Genomic DNA, 15,742 nt, shown 5'->3' with positions numbered 1-15,742 from the left:
ATGGGGGAGAAACAAGGTGAGTGCAGCCGCAGGCGCAGTAGCGCAGGAGTTTCGGCAGGATATCAATGGACTGCGCGCCTGGGCGGTGATGGCAGTAGTGCTTTATCACTTTGGCGTTACTGGCATCAGTGGCGGTTTTGCTGGAGTGGACGTGTTCTTCGTCATCTCCGGTTATCTGATGTGCGGGATCATCATTGGCGGCATTGAACGCAATGATTTTTCTATTTGGCGTTTTTATCTTGCACGTGCGCGTCGTATCTTCCCCGCGCTGGTTGTACTTTGTGTGGTCGTCCTGATTTTTGGCTGGTTCTTCCTGATGCCGGAGGAATATAAGCAGCTGGGCAAACATGCACGAGAAAGCCTGACGTTTAGTTCAAACTTACGATACTTCGATGAATCAGGTTACTTTGATGTTGCCTCTCAGGAGAAGTGGCTTCTGCACACGTGGTCGCTGTCAGTAGAGTGGCAGTTCTACTTGCTTCTACCGTTGGCTTTGATGTTGGTGAACAAGCTTTTACCTGGACGCCGTGCCGCTACAATTTTGCTCGGTTTGCTTTTTGTCCTTTCGTTAGGTTTGTGCATATGGCGCACTGCAGTTGCACCCAGTGAAGCGTTTTACCTGATTCAAACACGTGCTTGGGAGATGCTGGCGGGTGCTCTGGTATTTATGTTGGGGCAGCGGGCGTGGCCCAGCATGGTGCAAAAGCTGCTTGAGCTTGTGGGCTTTGGCCTGATCATTGCGACCATCGCATTACTCGATAAGAACAGTGTGTGGCCGGGTGGTTGGACTATTCTTCCAGTAATCGGCGCGGCTCTGGTGTTGTTGGCTGCACGCGGTCAATCACTGTGGACCGCTAATATCCCGGCGCAGTGGCTTGGTACCCGTTCTTATTCAATTTACCTCTGGCACTGGCCGTTAGTGGTAGCGTTGGCTTATCTGGAAAAACTTAGCGATCCCCTTTGGGTTGCCGTAGCGATTATCGCCTCATTGTTGCTGGGGCATCTCTCGTACAGTCTCGTAGAGGTTCCTGCTCGACGTCGTTTAAGCCTGTTGTCTGCTGGGCGTGCTGGAATCGTATTGATCGTAGTGCTGGCGCTGACTGCCACCGTTGCTCAGCAGGTCCGTCGTAGCGGTATTCCTGACCGCCTGCCTGACGCAGTGGCCGTGATCGAGGCTGAGCGCGACAATTACAATCCTCGTTTGAAAGAGTGTTTGGATCCAGAAAAATCCTGCATTTATGGTGAGGAGCCTGTTCGTGCGGTTTTGATTGGTGATAGCCATGCTGATGCGGTGGTCACGGCATTGCAGGCGGCATTGCCAGAGCATCAAGGCGGCATTTTATTTCGCGGTGGTAGTGGCTGTTTGGTGGCTTTTGGCATGCGCACTGCGAATGACAAGCCGTATTGCGAGAAACTCAACCAAGATTTGGAGAAGGAGTACTCTAGCTACCCGGCAGGTGTTCCGATCGTAATGGTCGGGCGTACATCCGAGTACATTCGGGGAGGTCTAACGACTGGCGATAAACCTACGTTCCACTTCGGTGAAGCGTCAGATCAGTTTACTGATGCCTTCCTGGATCAGTTCCGTGAGCGCTATCTGGAAACTGCATGTCGCTTGGCTGAGCACCATCCGTTTTATATTGTTCGTCCTACCCCTGAAATGGCAGTCGATGTTCCGACTCGTATGGGGCGTGCAATGATGCTTGGCCAGGAGCGTGAGGTTAGTTTGTCTATCGCCGAATATAAAAAGCGCCATGCATTTGTCTGGGCCTTGCAGGACGAGGCTGCTGAGAAATGTGGTGCTCGGTTGTTAGATCCCTTGCCTGCATTGTGCTCGGATGGGCTTTGCCGCAGTGCACAGGGTGGCCGGCCGCTGTACCGAGATCCTGATCATCTCAGTGAATTTGGTAATCGCCTCCTGGTGCCAATGTTCAGAGAGATTTTCCAGCAGCACTGACTGGCTGCTTTGCCAGTCAAGCGCGTCGGCGCGGTCATAGGCGCTTGCCTCGACCGCGCGCATGATCCGTGGCATCCCCCGTATGGAGTGAGATGCCATGAGTTCCGACGTACAGGGCCGTGCCCTGGCAGTGCTGAATCGAGTCGCCCAGGCTGACTGGCCGGACCGTTTGAAGCTGCGCAAACCCTTCGAAAAACTGATCTACACCGGCAGCCGGGCGAGCTTTCGCGCCGCTGCGCAGCGTGCGGGCAAAGTCGCCAAGTTGCCGCGCCCGGCTGACCCGGATGCCTTGTTCGATCTGTCCCTGTCTGATGAGCAGCAGATGCTGGTGGAGATGCTCGAAGCCTTCGCCAGTGAAGTGCTGCGCCCGCTCGCCCACGATGCCGATGAACAGGCGGCGCTGCCTGCGGCGTTGCTCAACCAGGCGCATGAGCTGGGGTTGACGCATTACGCGGTGAGTGAGGCGCAGGGCGGCATGGCCGGCGAGCGCACCACACTGAGTAATGCGCTGATTGCCGAAGCGTTGGGCAAGGGCGATTTATCCTTGGCGGCTGCATTGCTGGTGCCCTTGTCAGCGGCCAACTGCATTCGCCGCTGGGGTAGTGCGGCGCAGCAGGCGCGCTGGCTGCCGGCCTTTGTCGGTGAGGAGCCTGCGCCGGTGATGGCCATTGCGGTCAATGAACCGACGCCGTTGTTTGACCCGCACAAGTTGGCGACTCGGGCACGTAAGCGCGGTAAGCATTACGTACTCAGCGGTGAGAAGAGCTTGGTGCTGCGCGGCCTGGGCGCCAGTCACCTGATTGTCGCGGCGCAGGCGGCGGACGGCCCTGCGCTGTTTATCGTCGAAGTCGGTGCCAAAGGTCTGCAACGTAGTCCGCAGCCGGCCATGGGGCTGAAGGCCGGCAGTACGGCGCGCGTGCGGCTCAATGGGGTCAAGGTGCCGGTTGAGGCGCGACTGGCCGCTGAGTCGTTCAATTACCAGAGTTTTCTCGATTACGCCGGGCTGGCCTGGTGCGCATTGGCCGTGGGCACTGCGCAGGCGGCGCTGGATTATGTGGTGCCGTATTGCAACGAGCGCGTGGCCTTCGGCGAGCCGATCAGCCATCGCCAGGGCGTGGCCTTTATGGTCGCCGATATGGCCGTGGAACTAGACGCCATGCGCCTGATGGTCTGGCGCGCGTGCTCGCGCGCCGAGCAGGGTTTGCCGTTCCAGCGTGAAGCCTATCTGGCGCGCCTGCTGTGCAGCGAAAAGGCCATGAAGATCGGCACCGACGCCGTGCAGTTGCTCGGCGGCCACGGCTTTACCAAAGAACATCCAGCCGAGCGCTGGTACCGCGACTTGCGTGCGCTGGCGATTATGGCCGGCGGTCTCCAGCTATAAGGGCACATCACCATGAACTTAGAAACCCCAAAGAAATTTCGTGGCCTGGTTAATCAGGCCCATCAGGTGGCGGAAAACTATTTCCGGCCGATTTCACGCAAATACGACAAGGCCGAGCATGCCTATCCCAAGGAGCTGGACCTGCTCGCAGCCCTGCTTGATGGCATGAACGCCGGCTCGCCGGACGCCATCGGCGCCACCTCGGCGAGCAAGCGCGGTGCGGCCCGCGAGCAGCAGGAAGGCATCAAGAATGGCGGCAATCTTTCGGCCCTGCTTGGGGTGATGGAGCTGTGCTGGGGCGATGTCGGCCTGCTGCTGGCCATGCCGCGTCAGGGGCTGGGTAATGCGGCGATTGCTGCAGTGGCCAATGATGAACAACTAGCGCGCTTCGGCGGCACCTGGGCAGCCATGGCGATTACCGAGCCGGGCTGCGGGTCGGACTCGGCGGCGATCCGCACCACGGCGATCAAGGATGGTGATCACTACGTGCTCAACGGCGAGAAGATCTATGTCACCTCTGGCGAGCGTGCCGACGCCGTGGTGGTGTGGGCCACCCTGGACAAAAGCCTCGGCCGTGCGGCGATCAAGTCCTTTGTGGTGGAGCACGGCACGCCGGGCATGACCGTGACGCGGCTGGAAAAGAAGCTCGGCATCAAGGCCTCGGACACCGCCGCGATCAGCTTCAGCGATTGCCGCGTGCCGGCGGCCAACTTGCTCGGTAACCCGGAAATCGACGTCCAGAAGGGCTTTGCCGGGGTAATGGAAACCTTCGACAACACCCGCCCGCTGGTCGCTGGGATGGCGGTAGGCGTGGCCAAGGCCTCGCTGGACCGCACCCGCGAACTGCTGAAGAAAGTCTGCAAGCTTGATTACCGCACGCCGTTGCTCAGCGTCAGCCATGCCGAAGCGACGCTCTATCGCCTGGAAGCTGAATGGGAAGCCGCGCGCCTGCTGACGATGAAAGCCGCCTGGATGGCCGACAACAAACTGCCCAACTCCAAGGAGGCCTCCATCGCCAAGGCTAAGGCTGGGCGAGTGGCCAACGAGGTGACGCTGAAGTGTGTCGAACTGGCCGGCGCGTTGGGCTACGGCGAGGACGAGCTGCTGGAGAAGTGGGCGCGCGACTCGAAGATTCTCGACATCTTTGAAGGCACCCAGCAGATCCAGTTGCTGATCGTCGCGAGGCGATTGCTGGGCAAGAGCTCCAGCGAATTGAAGTAGCTGTTCACGTGGGCTGGGCGAATCCAGCCCACTTGCCTGAAGTCCCTTTTTGCCCTGCTTAGGCGGGGCTTTTTGGCGTCTGCACCAGCCAATCTTTCCAGCGAATGCGCTCATCGCGCACTAGCCAGCCATCCTGTGGCGCAAAGCTTTCGGCCAGCCACAGACCGCGAGTGCTGGCGGGTAAGAGCTGGCCCTGCTTTAGGGTCAGCAGCTCGGCGGTCGGCCGGCCTTGGTCCAGCGGAATCAGAAACAGATCGGGCCTCGCGCGGTTGAGGCGTGCGATCAGCTGGCCATCTTCCAGGTGTTCATCGACATGCAGCAGGCTGAGTTGACGTGTTTCCTTGGGCAAATCCAGGCGCAGGTCGTAGACCAGCTGCAACGAGGCGGTTGGCAGGTGCACATAGGCACGCGGGCGTTCCAGCAGCTTGAGGTTGCCGCATTGCACTGGGCGCGCCGCGCCGGACAGCGGGCTGAGGCTGAAGTGCGCGGTTTCCCGGTAGTGCAGACTGCTCTGGTAGGGCGTCGGCAGCCAGGTGTCGCCAAAGCGCCCGCTTAGCCAGCCTTCCGGCGTCTCCAGCAGGCATTCTTCGGCCACTTCCTGAATCGCGGTGAGCAGCGGCAGGTTGAGCTCATGGGCCGGCACGTAGCCGGAGATCAGCTTGAGCACCACATCGCCGCGATCCGCGCGACGCTGGCGCACCAGTATCCAGTATTCGCGGCCCTGCCAGCTGAGGGTCAGGCGCACCGAAACGCCCAGGTTGGCCAGTTCCACGGCAAAGCGTTGGCTGTCGGCCACAACCACAGGTTTTCGCTTTTCCAGCATCTGGCTAAAGTTCAACGGCATGCCCAGGCCCTGGTAACTCAGGCCTTCCTGGCTGGCTTCGACAAACAGTTGCAGGGTCTTGAAGCTGCTGGGGTCTTTGCGGATCAGGGTGCGCGGCATTGCAACTCCTCGCGGACATGGGCGTGGGCATGGCCTGAGAGCTTGGCACAGATCGTCGGGTGAGGGCCGTCAGGCAATATCCTGAATTACAGCGGCGGCCGTGGCGACGTTGTGCGCCAGGTGCTGCGGGTTGATGGTGCCGACAATCGCGCTGCAGGCGGCCGGATGGCTGAAGATCAGCTCGAAACTGGCGCGCACCGGGTCGACACCAGGGGCCAGGCAGGCGTGGCCGCTGGCCAGGGCTTTTTTGATCAGAATGCCTTTGCCGTGCAGTTCGGCGTAGTCCAGTACGGCCTGTTCGCCTTGTTCGTTGAGGTTGTAGGTGACCATCGCGCAGTCACCCTGCTCAAGGGCCAGTAGGCCGCCTGCAACGGTTTTGCCAGAGAGGCCGAAGCCGCGAATCTTGCCCTCGCGCTTAAGCTCAGCCAGGGTTTCGTACACGCCACTGTCGCGCAGAATGGCCACATCGTTGCCGTCGGAATGCACCAGCACCAGGTCGATAAAGTCGGTTTCCAGGCGCTTCAGGCTGCGCTCCACCGAGAAGCGCGTGTGCGCCGGGCTGAAGTCGAAGTGCGATTGGCCGTTGTCGAACTCTTCGCCGACCTTGCTGACAATCACCCACTGCTGGCGCTGGCCGCGCAACAACGGGCCGAGGCGGGTTTCGCTGGTGCCGTAGGCCGGCGCGGTGTCGATCAGGTTGATGCCCAGATCATGGGCCTGGGCCAGGAGTTCGCGGGCTGCGGCGTCATCGGGGATGGTGAAACCGTTGGGGTATTTCACCCCCTGATCACGGCCCAGCTTGACCGTGCCCAAGCCCAGCGGCGAAACCAGCAGCTCGGTCGCGCCCAATGGGCGATGCAGGTTGTGCAGGCTGTGCAGTGGATGCATCAGAACAGTTCCTCCCAGGCGGGTGGTGCGACGCTCGGGCGCGGCAGCGCGGGCAGTGGTGCATGTGTGGTCGGCTGAACGCCGTCACGGCTCAGCGCCGCTAGCACGCGGTCGGCAAAGTCCGGGGCTAACGCCAGCTTAGTTGGCCAGCCCACCAGCAGTTTGCCTTGCTCGTGGAGGAAGGCATTGTCTGGGCGCACCAGGCCGGATTGCGCCGGCTCCGCGCGATCCACTCGCAGCGTGGCCCATTGGGCGGCTGACAGATCGACCCAGGGCAGCAGCTCGCTCAGCTCTTTTTTCGCCGCCTGGATTTGCGCCGTTTCGTCGCGGGCCACGCCATCTGCTTCGGCCAGATCGCCACCCAAGTACCAGACCCACTGGCCGTCGGCCGCCGGGTGGGTGGTGATGGTCACGCGCGGCTTCGGTCCACCGCCCAGGCAGTGGGCGTAAAGCGGTTTCAACGTTGGACCTTTGACCAAGACCATATGCAGCGGGCGCAGTTGCTGTGCGGGCTGGCTGAGATCGAGGGTGCTGAGCAGCTCGGCATTGCCACGGCCGGCACTGAGAATGATGCGTTTTGCGCGAATCTCACGACCATCGATGATCAGGCCGACCAGCTCGCCGTTTTCCCGCAGCGGTTCGATGCGTTCGGCTGCCAGCAAACCATCGCCGGCCAGTTCACTGAGGCGGCTGATCAGGCTCGGCACATCCAGCACTAGTTCAGCCAGGCGGTAGACCTTGCCCTTGAATTTCGGGTGTTGCAGCGCCGGTGGCAGTTGCTCGCCCTTGACCTGATCGACTCGGCCGCGCACGGCTTTGCTGGCAAAGAAACTGGTGATATTGCCGGCCAGGCTGCCGGGCGACCACAGGTAGTGGGCATCGGAGAGCAGGCGCACGCCGCTCAGATCCAGCTCGCCATTACCTGCCAGGGCTTCGCGCCAGCGCCGCGGCATATCGGCGATGGCTTCGGAGGCGCCGGTCAGCGCGCCATGCAGGGCGTATTTGGCACCACCGTGAATGATGCCCTGGGATTTCACACTCTGGCCGCCACCGAGGCGGGCGTTGTCCACCAGCAGGGTGGCGAAGCCCTGGCGGCGCAGGCGCGCATTCAGCCAAAGGCCGGCAATGCCGCCGCCCACGATCAAAACATCAGTGCTCAGTGCCTCGGACATGCAGGTGTCTCACCGGGAAAACAGGCGCGCAGTATAACCCGGCCGCGCTAGCGCCTTACCTCGGAACCTGCTCAACGTCTCGCGAGCTAGAGCCATGCAAGGCAAAAACAGGCGAGGAAGCGGAGTTTACTGGTGTAAATGAGCATTCCGAGACGCCGCGTCCCGGCCTGTTTTTAACGGCGCAGGGCCGAAGCGCAGCAGGCGTTGGGCAGGTTCTCAGTGGCCGACGCTTTGCGAGAACAGCTGAATCACCACCACGCCGGCGACGATCAGGCCCATGCCGAGCATGGCCGGCAGGTCCAGCCGTTGTTGGTAGAGAAACACTGCGGCGATGCTCACCAGCACAATGCCCATGCCCGCCCACACCGCATAGGCGACGCCGACCGGGATGGTCTTCACTACCAGGCTGAGCATCCAGAACGAGATGGCGTAGCCGACCACGACCAGCAGCAGGGGCAGGGGTTTGTTGAAACCATCCAGGGCCTTCATCGAGGTGGTGGCGATGACTTCTGCGGTGATGGCAATAGCGAGGTAGAGATAGCCGCCCATGATGTGGCCTCCATAGTTATCTGGCGGCCATTCTAGTGACCTGGCGGATGGGATAAAGTGATTACCTATCCGCTATGGAGATGGGTTATGCAGTGGAACCTGGAGCAGATTCGCCTGTTTGTCAGCGTTGCGGATGGCCAGTCGTTCTCCGCCGTGGGTCGGCAAATGCAGCGCGCACAATCGGCGGTGAGCAATGCGATTGCGTTGCTGGAGGCCGACCTCGGCGTGCGTCTTTTCGAGCGCAGCAGCGGCCGCCAACCACGCCTAACCGATGCCGGCGTGGCTCTGCTGGAAGAGGCGCGCGAGGTGTTGCGCCAGTGCCAGCGTTTGGAAGGGCGTGCGCTGGGCCTGGTGCGCGGTGAGGAGGTGTGTTTGCGTCTGGCGCAGGATGAGGCGATGCCTTATCAGCCGGTGCTCGACAGTCTTGAGGCGCTGGCGCAGCACTTTCCGCTGCTGGAGGTGCAGTTGGCCAGCGGTGCGCAAGGGGATGTGGCGCGCAAGCTGCTGGAGAACCGCGCCGACCTCGGCTTGTTGTTCCACCACGAACACATGCCCGATGCGCTGGAACGTCAGCGGCTGGGTACCATCGAAATGGTCACCGTGTGCGGTGCCGGGCACGCACTGGCGGGTATGGGGCATGTTGATCGGCGTGAGCTGGCCCGCCACCGGCAACTGCTGATGACCCCGCAAGACAGTCACTATCCGGGCGGTGAGCAAATCAGCCCGTCGGTGTGGCGCACCGACAGTTTCTACACCATGGCCGAACTGCTGATGCGTAACCTGGGCTGGGCCTGGCTGCCGCGCCATGTGGTGCAGTACCCGACGTATCAGAGCCAACTGGTGGAACTGAGCAGCGACTGGACGCCGCCGCCGCTGGTGGTCGAACTGGTCTGTCGCCGCGATCAGGCATTGGGCCCCGCGGCCTTGTGGTTGGCCGAGTGCTTTGCTCGGCATCTGCAGGTCACGGCGTGAGCCGAGCCCGCGCCTGGCTCGACGATAGTGGCCAAAGTGCATAAGCTGCGCGCCATGAATAGAAGCCTCTACACCCTGTTGTTTCATCTTGGTCTGCCGCTGGTGGCCGGGCGGCTGGCGTGGCGTGCCTGGCAGGCGCCGGCCTATGCCAAACGCATCGGCGAACGCTTTGCTTTTGGTTTGCCGCCGCACAAGCCGGGCGGTATCTGGCTGCATGCCGTATCGGTGGGCGAGAGCATCGCCGCCGCGCCGCTGGTGCGTGAGCTGCTGGCGCGCTACCCACAGCTACCGATCACCATCACCTGCATGACACCGACCGGTTCGGAGCGTATTCAGGCGATGTTTGGCGGTGCGGAATACGCGGGGCGTGTGCAACATTGCTACCTGCCGTATGACCTGCCCTGGGCGGCAGCGCGTTTTCTCGATCAGGTGCAGCCACGGTTGGCAGTGATTATGGAAACCGAGCTGTGGCCCAACCATATTCACCAGTGCGCCAAACGCGGTGTTCCCGTGGCGCTGGCCAACGGGCGGCTGTCCGAGCGTTCGGCCCGTGGTTATGCGCGTTTTGCCAACCTCACCGCACCGATGCTGGCCGAGCTGAATCTGCTGGCGGTGCAGACAGCGCTGGAAGCCGAACGCTTTCGCAGCCTGGGCGCGCGCGCTGAGTGCGTCGAGGTCACCGGCTCGATCAAGTTTGATCTGACGATTGATCCAGAGCTGCTTACCCGCGCTGCGGTCTTGCGTGAGCAATGGCAGGCCACGCACCGCCCGGTGTGGATCGCCGCGAGCACCCATGCTGGTGAAGACGAGATCGTTCTCGCCGCCCACCGTGAGCTGCTCACACAGAATCCCGATGCCCTGCTGATTTTAGTGCCGCGCCATCCCGAGCGTTTCAATGCGGTGTTCGAGTTGTGCCAGCGGCAAGGCTTTAACACGCGGCGCCGCTCCACTGGCGAAGCGCTGCTGGCGAGCGATCAGGTGCTGCTCGGCGACACCATGGGCGAGCTGCTGTTTCTCTATGCCTTGGCCGATATCGCCTTTGTCGGCGGCAGCCTGGTGGCCAATGGCGGGCATAACCTGCTGGAGCCGGCGGCGCTGGGCAAGCCGGTGCTGAGCGGCCCGCACCTGTTCAACTTTCTGGAGATAGCCGTGCAGTTGCGCACTGCCGGTGCCTTGAGCGAGGTGGCGGATGCGCACGGTTTGGCGCAGCGGGTTACACAGCTATGGCACGAACCGGCGACCGCAGAGGCCATGCGGACTGCTGGGCAGGCCGTTATGCGGGGCAACCAAGGTGCCCTGGCACGGCTGTTGACGGGTTTGGCACGGCTGCTGAAGGTCGAGTCGCCATAGCGATTGAGTGCTCACTTGGTCCCGTAACGGCTTACGCCATAAAAAAGCCCGCTGAATTCAGCGGGCTTTTTGGTTGCGGAGCACTCAGTACTGCGAGTTGCCACGCAGCTGGGCTTCGGCGGCCTTGGCCAGGTCCGGCGGCAGGAAGTCTTCGTCCGGGTTGTAATCGGATTTCAGGTACTGCTCCAGGGCGTTCAGGTCGTCTGGGCTGAGGGTGCCGGCAGCCTGTTTCAGGCGCAGGTTGTTAAGGATGTAGTCATAGCGCGCGTTGTTGTAGTTACGCACCGAGCTGTACAGCTCGCGCTGAGCGTCGAGCACGTCGACGATGTTACGCGTGCCGACCTGGTAGCCGATTTCAGTGGCTTCCAGGGCGCTCTGGTTGGAGATGATCGACTGCTTGCGCGCCTGCACGGTTTCCACGTCGGTGTTCACCGCGCGGTGCAGGTTGCGGGTGTTCTGCACCACCTGGCGACGCAGGCTTTCACGCAGCTGTTCGGTTTGGTTCAGGCGCTGGTAGGACTCGCGCACCTGGGAACTGGTCAGGCCGCCGCTGTACAGCGGAATGTTCAGTTGCAGGCCAATCGAGCGCTGCTCAACATCGCCGCTGAACCGGTTGATGCTGGCGGCGTTGTTGCTGAAACCGAGGCTGTTGTTATCGCCCTTCTGGTAGCTGGCCACGGCATCCAGGGTCGGCGCATGGCCCGACTTGCGCTGGCGCAGGGTCTCTTCTGCTGCGTCAACAGCGTAGTTACTGGCTTGCAGATTGAGGTTCTGTGCGGCAGCGGTGTCGACCCAGGCTTTTGCGTCATTGGGCGTCGGCGCGAGGATTGGCAGGCTGTGCTCGATGCCTTCCAGTGCGCTGAAATCGCGATTGGTCAGGGTGGTTAGGGCCTGGAAGGCATCTTCCACCTGACGTAGGGCGATGATGCGGTTGGCGCGAGCGGTGTCGAAACCGGCCTGGGCTTCCAGCACGTCTGTCTTATCCGACAGGCCGACATCAAAGCGCTCGTTGGCTTGGTCCAGCTGGCGCTTGAAGGCGGCTTCTTCGGCTTTGGTCGACGCCAGGTTGTCCTGCGCACGCAGTACCGCGAAGTAGGCTTCAGCACTCTGCAGAATCAGGTTCTGTTCGGTGGCCGACAGCTCCAGCACCGCTTGTTCGTTGCTGGCTTTGGCCGCTTGCAACTGGAACCAGCGATCCGCGCGGAACAGCGGTTGGCTCAGGTTGGCTTGGTACACAGTGCCGCTGCGCGAGCTGGTGGTGCTCGGCGAGTCGACCTGGGTGCGGGTGTCGCTCAGGTTGGCACCAGCAGACAAATTAGGCAGCAGGCCGGCGCGTGCCTGGGGCACCACTTCGCTGCGGGCCTCGTAATCGGCGCGTGCAGCAGCCAGATCGGCGTTGTTGGCGGCCGCTTCCTGGTAGACCGTGACCAGGTCAGTTTTGGTGGACAGCGGGGCTTGTTCAGCCCAGGCCATTGCGTTGGACGCGGCGGCCACGGCGATAGCCAGAGAGAGTCTGCGCAACATTAGGGAAATCCTGAATTTGGCGGTAATCGACAAGGCTAAGGGGCCGTGCCTAGTAGGGTCAAGGGCAGTTATGGCGGCTGTAGTGTAGTTTGCAACAAGCTATGTTGCCTGGGCGCAACAATCCGTCGTTGAATGGGTGCTCGTCACGACCCGACGCGCGGGTCATGAATATTTGACTCCTGGGTTGGTTTTATTAGCTGGGGTTGATTAGACTGGCCGCGTTCTTGTCGGGGTGCCCCAATTGAGGGGCTGAGATTGGCAGCTGCCGGATCCCGTTGAACCTGATCAGGTTAAGGCCTGCGTAGGGAACAAGATGCGCTCGCCATTCCCCTGGCGAGCCTCTGGCACCGCCTCAGGTGCGCCTCAACGCCGCTCATCCGTCCAGGTTCGCTCCGACATATAGCCCTGGAGAGCCGCCGATGAGCACACAAGAAAAAAACCTCAATCCGATCCTGAGTGAATCCGCCCAGGTCGACCAGCAGTCGATCCAACCGTTTCCGCGTTCGCAGAAAGTCTATGTGCAGGGCTCGCGCCCGGACATCTTGGTGCCTATGCGCGAGATCAGCCTGGACGTGACACCCACTGACTTCGGCGGCGAGATCAATGCACCGGTGATGGTGTATGACACCTCCGGCCCGTACACCGACCCCAAGGTCATCATCGACGTGCGCAAAGGCCTGGGCGATGTGCGTTCGCCGTGGATTGAGGCGCGCGGCGACACCGAACGCCTGCCTGGCCTGAGCTCCAACTTCGGCCAGCAGCGCCTGGCTGATGCCGAGCTAACCAAGCTGCGTTTCGCTCACGTCAACAACCCGCGCCGTGCCAAGGCTGGCGCCAACGTCAGCCAGATGCATTACGCGCGCAAAGGCATCATCACCGCCGAGATGGAATACGTCGCCATCCGCGAGAACATGAAGCTGGAAGTGGCGCGCGAAGCGGGCTTGCTTACTCAGCAGCACCCTGGCCACAGCTTCGGCGCCAGCGTGCCGAAAATCATCACCCCTGAATTCGTGCGTGACGAGATCGCTCGCGGTCGCGCGATCATCCCGGCGAACATCAACCACACCGAATTGGAACCGATGATCATCGGCCGTAACTTCCTGGTGAAGATCAACGGCAACATCGGAAACTCGGCGCTGGGCTCAAGTATTGAAGAAGAAGTGGCCAAGCTGACCTGGGGCATTCGCTGGGGTTCGGACACGGTGATGGACCTGTCCACCGGCAAGCACATTCACGAAACCCGCGAGTGGATCATCCGTAACTCGCCCGTACCGATCGGCACCGTACCGATCTACCAGGCCCTGGAAAAAGTCGGCGGCGCGGCCGAAGAGCTGACTTGGGAGCTGTTCCGCGACACGCTGATCGAGCAGGCCGAGCAGGGCGTGGACTACTTCACCATTCACGCCGGCGTGTTGCTGCGTTATGTGCCGATGACCGCCAAGCGCGTCACAGGCATCGTTTCGCGCGGTGGTTCGATCATGGCCAAGTGGTGCCTGGCGCACCATAAAGAGAACTTCCTCTACACCCATTTCGAAGACATTTGCGAAATCATGAAGGCCTACGATGTCAGCTTCTCGCTGGGTGATGGCCTGCGTCCGGGCTCGATTGCCGATGCCAACGATGAAGCGCAGTTTGGCGAGCTGGAAACTCTCGGCGAGCTGACCAAGATCGCCTGGAAGCACGACGTGCAGACCATGATCGAAGGCCCTGGCCACGTGCCGATGCAGCTGATCAAGGAGAACATGGACAAGCAGCTCGAATGCTGTGACGAGGCGCCGTTCTACACCCTCGGCCCGCTGACCACCGACATTGCGCCGGGCTACGACCACATCACCAGCGGCATCGGTGCGGCGATGATCGGCTGGTTCGGTTGCGCCATGCTTTGCTACGTCACGCCCAAGGAACACCTGGGCCTGCCGAACAAGGATGATGTGAAGACCGGCATCATCACCTACAAGATTGCCGCCCATGCTGCGGACTTGGCCAAAGGTCATCCGGGCGCGCAGATTCGCGACAACGCACTGTCCAAGGCGCGCTTCGAATTCCGCTGGGAGGATCAGTTCAACCTCGGCCTCGACCCCGACACCGCGCGCTCGTACCACGATGAAACACTGCCCAAGGACTCGGCCAAGGTCGCGCATTTCTGTTCGATGTGCGGGCCGAAGTTCTGCTCAATGAAGATCACCCAGGAGGTGCGGGTCTACGCCGAAGAGCAGCGTATCGCCGCGCTGGAACTGGATGAGGCCGAGCTGGGCATGCAGGCCAAGGCGGCCGAGTTCAAATCCCAAGGCAGTGAGCTGTACCACAAGGTCTAAGGCCTCGATTCGGCTTGATCGAACACCACCCACGGCATGCGTGCCCTGGGTGGTTTTTAATTTTCTGAGGTGGCTATTACCGTGAGCACAACCCACACCTATTCCCCACACCAGAGTGTGGCCAGCGACCAGCGCGTGCTGGGTGCGCGGGACATGTTCTCCCTGTGGTTTTCCCTCGGCATTGGCCTGATGGTCTTGCAGCTGGGGGCTCTACTGGCGCCCGGGCTGGGCATGAGTGGCGCACTGTTGGCAATTGCCTGCGGCACGGCCGTGGGTGTGCTGTTGCTCGGGGCGGTGGCGGTGATCGGTAGCGATACTGGTCGTTCGAGTATGGCCGCCCTGAAGCTTAGCCTGGGCAGCAAAGGCGCCTTGCTGCCGGCCTTGCTGAATGTACTGCAATTGATCGGCTGGGGCGCCTTCGAGATCATTGTGATGCGTGACGCCGCGGGCGTGCTGGCCGAGCGTGCGTTCGGTGCTGGCTCCGCGTGGAGTAATCCGCTGATCTGGACACTGTTCTTTGGCGCGCTGGCGACTCTGCTGGCAGTCGCCGGGCCGCTGACCTTCGTGCGCAAAGTGTTGCGTAAATGGGGCATCTGGCTGCTGCTGGGTGCCTGCGTGTGGCTCACCTGGAACCTGTTCGACAAGGCGGATCTGGCAAGCCTCTGGGCACGTGCCGGGGATGGTTCGATGCCATTTGCCCTGGGGTTTGACATCGCCATTGCCATGCCGCTGTCGTGGTTGCCGCTGATTGCTGACTATTCGCGCTTCGGCCGCAGCGCTGCGCGGGTGTTTGGCGGCACTGCGCTGGGGTTCTTCCTCGGTAATGTCTGGTTGATGAGCCTGGGCGTGGCTTACACCCTGGCCTTTGCTACTGGGGCTGAGGCCAATGCGCTGCTGTTGGCGCTGGCGGGTGCCGGTCTGGGTATTCCGCTGCTGCTGATTTTGCTGGATGAGTCGGAAAACGCTTTCGCGGACATCCATTCGGCGGCGGTGTCGGCCGGCATTGCCTTGCCGCTTCGGGTTGGGCAGTTGGCCCTGGCGATTGGCGTGCTGTGCACCCTGATCGCCTGGCTGGCACCGCTGGCCGAGTATCAGAATTTCCTGCTGCTGATCGGTTCAGTTTTTGCGCCACTGTTTGGCGTGGTGTTGGTTGACCACTTTATCCTGCGCCGTCGGCGTGCCGAGCTGGCCCCCGTTTGCAACTTGCGCGTGGATACCTTGCTGGCATGGGGCTGTGGTGCGGTGGTCTATCACCTGCTCAGTCATTATTGGCCGCAAATAGGTGCCACCCTGCCAGCGTTCTTGCTGGCCGCGGGGCTACAGTTACTGCTGGGGCTGCTGAGCCGTAAGCGCGCGGCGGCGATCCGTTGAAGCAGTGGGCGGTTGTCATGCTCGCGGTATTAAGCCAAGCCTGTTAGCCGAACGGTCGTGATGACAGCTTGTCAGTGCTCAGTGGTCAACGTGTAAGCT

At 61.5% G+C, this 15,742-nt stretch carries 12 protein-coding genes and 1 riboswitch; of the genes, 7 read left to right on the top strand and 5 right to left on the bottom strand.

Annotated elements, in window-relative coordinates:
- Positions 1-16: 16 nt before the first annotated feature.
- The 3 genes from HBN63_RS22140 to HBN63_RS11220 all read left to right on the top strand — a co-directional run bounded on the left by HBN63_RS22140 (position 17) and on the right by HBN63_RS11220 (position 4,559).
- Positions 17-1,957 carry an acyltransferase family protein gene (locus HBN63_RS22140; protein WP_345940479.1) on the top strand — a complete coding sequence of 647 codons (1,941 nt, stop codon included), beginning with the start codon at positions 17-19 and terminating at the stop codon, positions 1,955-1,957.
- A 97-nt stretch (positions 1,958-2,054) separates the two neighbouring features.
- Positions 2,055-3,338 carry an acyl-CoA dehydrogenase family protein gene (locus HBN63_RS11225; RefSeq protein WP_170049469.1) on the top strand — a complete coding sequence of 428 codons (1,284 nt, stop codon included), beginning with the start codon at positions 2,055-2,057 and terminating at the stop codon, positions 3,336-3,338.
- A 12-nt stretch (positions 3,339-3,350) separates the two neighbouring features.
- Positions 3,351-4,559, top strand: a complete 1,209-nt coding sequence (locus HBN63_RS11220; protein ID WP_170049468.1) for an acyl-CoA dehydrogenase family protein — start codon at positions 3,351-3,353, stop codon at positions 4,557-4,559.
- 58 nt (positions 4,560-4,617) lie between these two features.
- Here HBN63_RS11220 and HBN63_RS11215 read toward each other — a convergent pair whose 3' ends face one another.
- The 4 genes from HBN63_RS11215 to HBN63_RS11200 all read right to left on the bottom strand — a co-directional run bounded on the left by HBN63_RS11215 (position 4,618) and on the right by HBN63_RS11200 (position 8,111).
- The gene (locus tag HBN63_RS11215) at positions 4,618-5,502 is read right to left on the bottom strand and encodes a metal ABC transporter ATPase (RefSeq protein ID WP_170049467.1); all 885 of its coding nucleotides are present in this window, start codon (positions 5,500-5,502) and stop codon (positions 4,618-4,620) included.
- Positions 5,503-5,571: 69 nt separating this feature from the next.
- The gene (locus HBN63_RS11210; RefSeq protein ID WP_170049466.1) at positions 5,572-6,390 is read right to left on the bottom strand and encodes an aldo/keto reductase; all 819 of its coding nucleotides are present in this window, start codon (positions 6,388-6,390) and stop codon (positions 5,572-5,574) included.
- Positions 6,390-7,562, bottom strand: a complete 1,173-nt coding sequence (locus HBN63_RS11205; protein WP_170049465.1) for an FAD-dependent oxidoreductase — start codon at positions 7,560-7,562, stop codon at positions 6,390-6,392. The genes HBN63_RS11210 and HBN63_RS11205 overlap by 1 nt, the downstream gene beginning before the upstream one ends.
- Positions 7,563-7,778: 216 nt before the next feature.
- Positions 7,779-8,111, bottom strand: coding sequence for a multidrug efflux SMR transporter (locus HBN63_RS11200; protein WP_160085684.1), 333 nt, complete (start codon positions 8,109-8,111; stop codon positions 7,779-7,781).
- A gap of 87 nt (positions 8,112-8,198) precedes the next feature.
- Here HBN63_RS11200 and HBN63_RS11195 point away from each other — a divergent pair, with 87 nt between their 5' ends.
- Entirely contained in the window at positions 8,199-9,083 is an 885-nt protein-coding gene (locus HBN63_RS11195; protein ID WP_167143060.1) for a LysR family transcriptional regulator, read from the top strand.
- 54 nt (positions 9,084-9,137) lie between these two features.
- Positions 9,138-10,433, top strand: coding sequence for a lipid IV(A) 3-deoxy-D-manno-octulosonic acid transferase (gene waaA, locus HBN63_RS11190; RefSeq protein ID WP_170049464.1), 1,296 nt, complete (start codon positions 9,138-9,140; stop codon positions 10,431-10,433).
- A gap of 84 nt (positions 10,434-10,517) precedes the next feature.
- Here waaA and HBN63_RS11185 read toward each other — a convergent pair whose 3' ends face one another.
- Positions 10,518-11,957 carry a TolC family outer membrane protein gene (locus HBN63_RS11185; RefSeq protein WP_170049463.1) on the bottom strand — a complete coding sequence of 480 codons (1,440 nt, stop codon included), beginning with the start codon at positions 11,955-11,957 and terminating at the stop codon, positions 10,518-10,520.
- Positions 11,958-12,175: 218 nt separating this feature from the next.
- Positions 12,176-12,282: riboswitch (TPP riboswitch) on the top strand.
- 94 nt (positions 12,283-12,376) lie between these two features.
- Here HBN63_RS11185 and thiC point away from each other — a divergent pair.
- Entirely contained in the window at positions 12,377-14,272 is a 1,896-nt protein-coding gene (gene thiC, locus HBN63_RS11180; RefSeq protein ID WP_090249753.1) for a phosphomethylpyrimidine synthase ThiC, read from the top strand.
- Between the two features lie 75 nt (positions 14,273-14,347).
- Positions 14,348-15,643, top strand: a complete 1,296-nt coding sequence (gene cytX / locus HBN63_RS11175; RefSeq protein WP_170049512.1) for a putative hydroxymethylpyrimidine transporter CytX — start codon at positions 14,348-14,350, stop codon at positions 15,641-15,643.
- The last annotated feature ends 99 nt before the right edge of the window (positions 15,644-15,742 follow it).

The sequence above is a fragment of the Pseudomonas sp. WS 5011 genome (assembly GCF_012985775.1).
GTDB lineage: Bacteria > Pseudomonadota > Gammaproteobacteria > Pseudomonadales > Pseudomonadaceae > Aquipseudomonas > Aquipseudomonas peli.
This window is presented reverse-complemented; position numbering and strand designations above follow the sequence as displayed.